This is a genomic window from bacterium endosymbiont of Bathymodiolus sp. 5 South (assembly GCF_900128535.1).
Classification (GTDB): Bacteria; Pseudomonadota; Gammaproteobacteria; order PS1; family Pseudothioglobaceae; genus Thiodubiliella.
The window spans coordinates 1-3319 of sequence record NZ_FQTR01000171.1 but is presented as its reverse complement, the minus strand read 5'-3'; the positions used below and the strand labels follow the sequence as shown (position 1 = coordinate 3319).

At 42.2% G+C, this 3319-nt stretch carries 1 protein-coding gene and 1 pseudogene; one reads left to right on the top strand and one right to left on the bottom strand.

Features of this window, described 5'->3' with window-relative positions; translation table 11 throughout:
- Positions 1-105: pseudogene (locus tag BBROOKSOX_RS12595) on the top strand (IS30 family transposase); the annotation flags it as partial.
- Between the two features lie 173 nt (positions 106-278).
- Here the strand turns inward: BBROOKSOX_RS12595 and BBROOKSOX_RS09650 are convergent.
- A partial coding sequence (locus tag BBROOKSOX_RS09650; protein ID WP_373896625.1) for an RCC1 domain-containing protein occupies positions 279-3319 on the bottom strand: 3041 nt, incomplete at its 5' end.

The window sequence follows — 3319 nt, the reverse complement described above, 5'->3', positions numbered from 1 at the left end:
AATAGACCTAGGAAATGCTTGGGGTACAAAACCCCATTTGAGGTCTTTGCCAAGATGACTGGCAAGGGCTATTTTTTAAATGGAAGTGTTGCACTTATGATGTGAATCTAAGATTGCTTAACTAGTTAAGACCCAAGATTATTAACACGAAAAAATAGTGGGTAAAATTGGAATTTAGCGTCTAGTCAAATAGGGGGAACTTCAGTCTACCCTCTTTTTTAAAACTTAAATTTCTACCCACTTAATAAAAGGATAGCACCCCTTATTAAAACCCTCAATCAATGCGAGGGCACTTTCCAGTTAATTTTAAAATTATGTATTTCAATATTAGAGGTATTCATATCTGGCCATTGAAGGCGCGTTAATGCAAAATTACCACTTAATGTAATACCGCTAGGAAGGTTTTTGTTTAATGCTTTGTCAAAACTAATAAATAGCTTATTGTGTACATCACCATAACAAGTTGCTGCGTTGTTGATTGCTATAAAATTGCATCCCAGTTTCGATATCATCTTGGCTACCAAGTGAACCTTATACTCTGTACCATTATCCATATTGCGTAACATAACGGAAAATTTTGAAAGACCTGCGTTGAGTGACCATGTCATCCTTGTGGGGGCACCAATTGTATTGAATCCTCCAACAAAAGCTGCTGATTTATGACCAGTAGTACGATGAATTGGTTCAATATCAACAGAAATATCTCCATTCATGGTGTGATTAACAACTTTAGAATGAGAGGGTACTTTCCAGTTAATTTCAAAATTATGCATTTCAATATTAGTGGTATTCATATTTGGCCATTGAAGGCGCTTTAATGAAAAACGACCACTTAATGTAATGCCACTAGGAAGGCTGTTATTTAATACTTTGTCAAAACTAATAAATAGCTTATTGTGTACATCACCAAGACAGGTTGCTGCGTTATTGATTGCTATAAAATTGCATCCCAGTTTCGATATCATCTTGGCTACTAAGTGAACCTTATACTCTGTACCCTTATCCATATCGTGCAATACAACGGAAAATTTTGAAAGACCTGCGTTGAGTGACCATGTCATCCTTGTGGGGGCGTCAATTGTATTGTATCCTCCAACAAAAGCTGCCGATTTATGACCAGTAGTACGATGAATTGGTTCAATATCAACAGAAATATCCCCATTCATGGGGTAACTAACAACTTTAGTAGGAACTATCCAGTCAATAGATGCAGGTGTGGTGCCCCCAAGATTCGAATGACCCCACGCCGTGATTGAGCCATCGGCTTTAAGGGCGACAAAGGCACTACTAGTTGAATAAATCTTGGTATAGCCATTACCAGAAGGCGCACCTGTGCCTCCAGAGCTGGAATCACCCCACGCCTTGATTGAGCCATCGGCTTTAAGGGCGGCAAAGGCGAAAAAATTTGAAGCAATCTTAGTGTATCCAATATCAGAGGGCGCACCTGTACCCGAAACACCCCATGCCTTGATTGATCCATCGGCTTTAATAGCGGCAAAACCTTTATGAGTTGAGTAAATCTTGATATAGCCACTATCATCAGGTGCACCTGTGCCTCCCCAACCCGCTTTACCCCACGCTGTGATTGAACCATCGGCTTTAAGGGCGACAAAGGCAAACGAATTTGAATAAATCTCGGTATAGTCTTTATCATAGGGTGCACCTGAACCTCCATAATCCGAATCACCCCACACCTTGATTGACCCATCGGCTTTAATAGCGGCAAAGGCGGCAGAATTTGAATAAATCTTGATATAGCCACTATCATCAGGTGCACCTGTGCCTCCCCAACCTGCTTTACCCCACACCTTGATTGAGCCATTGGCTTCAAGGGCGGCAAAGGCTCTCTCAGTTGAATAAATCTTGGTATAGACACCATTGGAGGGCGCACCTGCACTTCCCTGATACGGTCTGCCCCACGCTGTAATTGATCCATCGGCTTTAAGGGCGGCAAAGGCAGTCTCATTTGAATAAATCTTGGTATATCCACTACCAGAGGGTGCACCTGAGCCTCCATAATCCGAATCACCCCACGCCTTGATTGAGCCATCGGCTTTGAGGGCGGCAAAAGCCCTACTGGTTGAATAAATCTTGGTATATCCACTACCAGAAGGTGCACCTGAGCCTCCATAACCCGAACGACCCCACGCCGTGATTGAACCATCGGTTTTAAGGGCGGCAAAGGCATACTCAGTTGAATAAATCATGGTGTAGCCACTACCAAAGGGTGCACTTGTACCTCCATATTGTGAGGCACCCCACGCCGTAATTGATCCATCGGTTTTAAGGGCGGCAAAGGCACCCCCGTTAGGATGATTTGGCGCATTATAACGCCCACCAAAATTATTATTGGCGCTAGAGAAATTCACCTCAGCAAAGCGCCACTTTTCTGCCGTTTTCTGCCAGTAATCTACCAATACAGCTGATCGAGCAGGTAAAAATTGTTCAGTCAATGCTGAGGATAGAGCGCCTTGCTCATTAACATGAACAAAAGATTGACTCTTTGGCCAGTTAACATTCGGGGCAATTTTTGCATCGCTGCTGTTTTGATGGCAACCGCTACAACTCATTGCCTCAGCACGATTCATAATCATTTTTGCACTGTAACCTGACAAATTTAATTCTGCTAGTTTGTTGTTGATGATTGTTTTTAAGTTTGAGTTGGTAACCTTAGCGGTATTGTCATTTGTTGTATTTGAGTCTGACTGAAACTCATTGTAGTGGTTATCATCCTTCAAACTAAAACCATTGATAATGTCGCTAGAGCTAGGGCTAGTTGCACGCTTTTCAGGTGTCAATAAGTTATCAATATAGCCATCAAAATCACGCGCAAAGTAAATCCTTGAAGCCTTCAATGAATTTGAATCTAGATTCCCTTCATCAGCAAAAAGCTCAGCCAATGGGTTGGATTTAACGCTGTCGGCAACAAAAACAACCTTGCCATCAGCGTCGATGTCGGTTTTAAATTCTCTAAGTTGCCATGGACTGTTAACGAATGTGTTAGAACGCACTTGACCTGTGCCATGGGTGTAGTGGGTGAAATTAATGGCTGCAGGTAATTGAACACCCTTGTGTTCTAAACCTTGATAGAAGAACTTTTCTAGTTGTGCTAGCGCATTTGTTTTGCTCGTGCTTCCTATTTCTTTCCAAAAATCTGCCACTGCAAAACAGCCTGCTTTGCCTTTCTTGGGTTCGGGGTTAGGGTACTTAGCCTCAAAACTTAGGAAGAATCTATTGCCATTATTTTTATGATAAATCACTCGGTACTCACCACAATGTTGGCCATTGCTGGCACTGAGGTCAAAACGGTTAAATATTG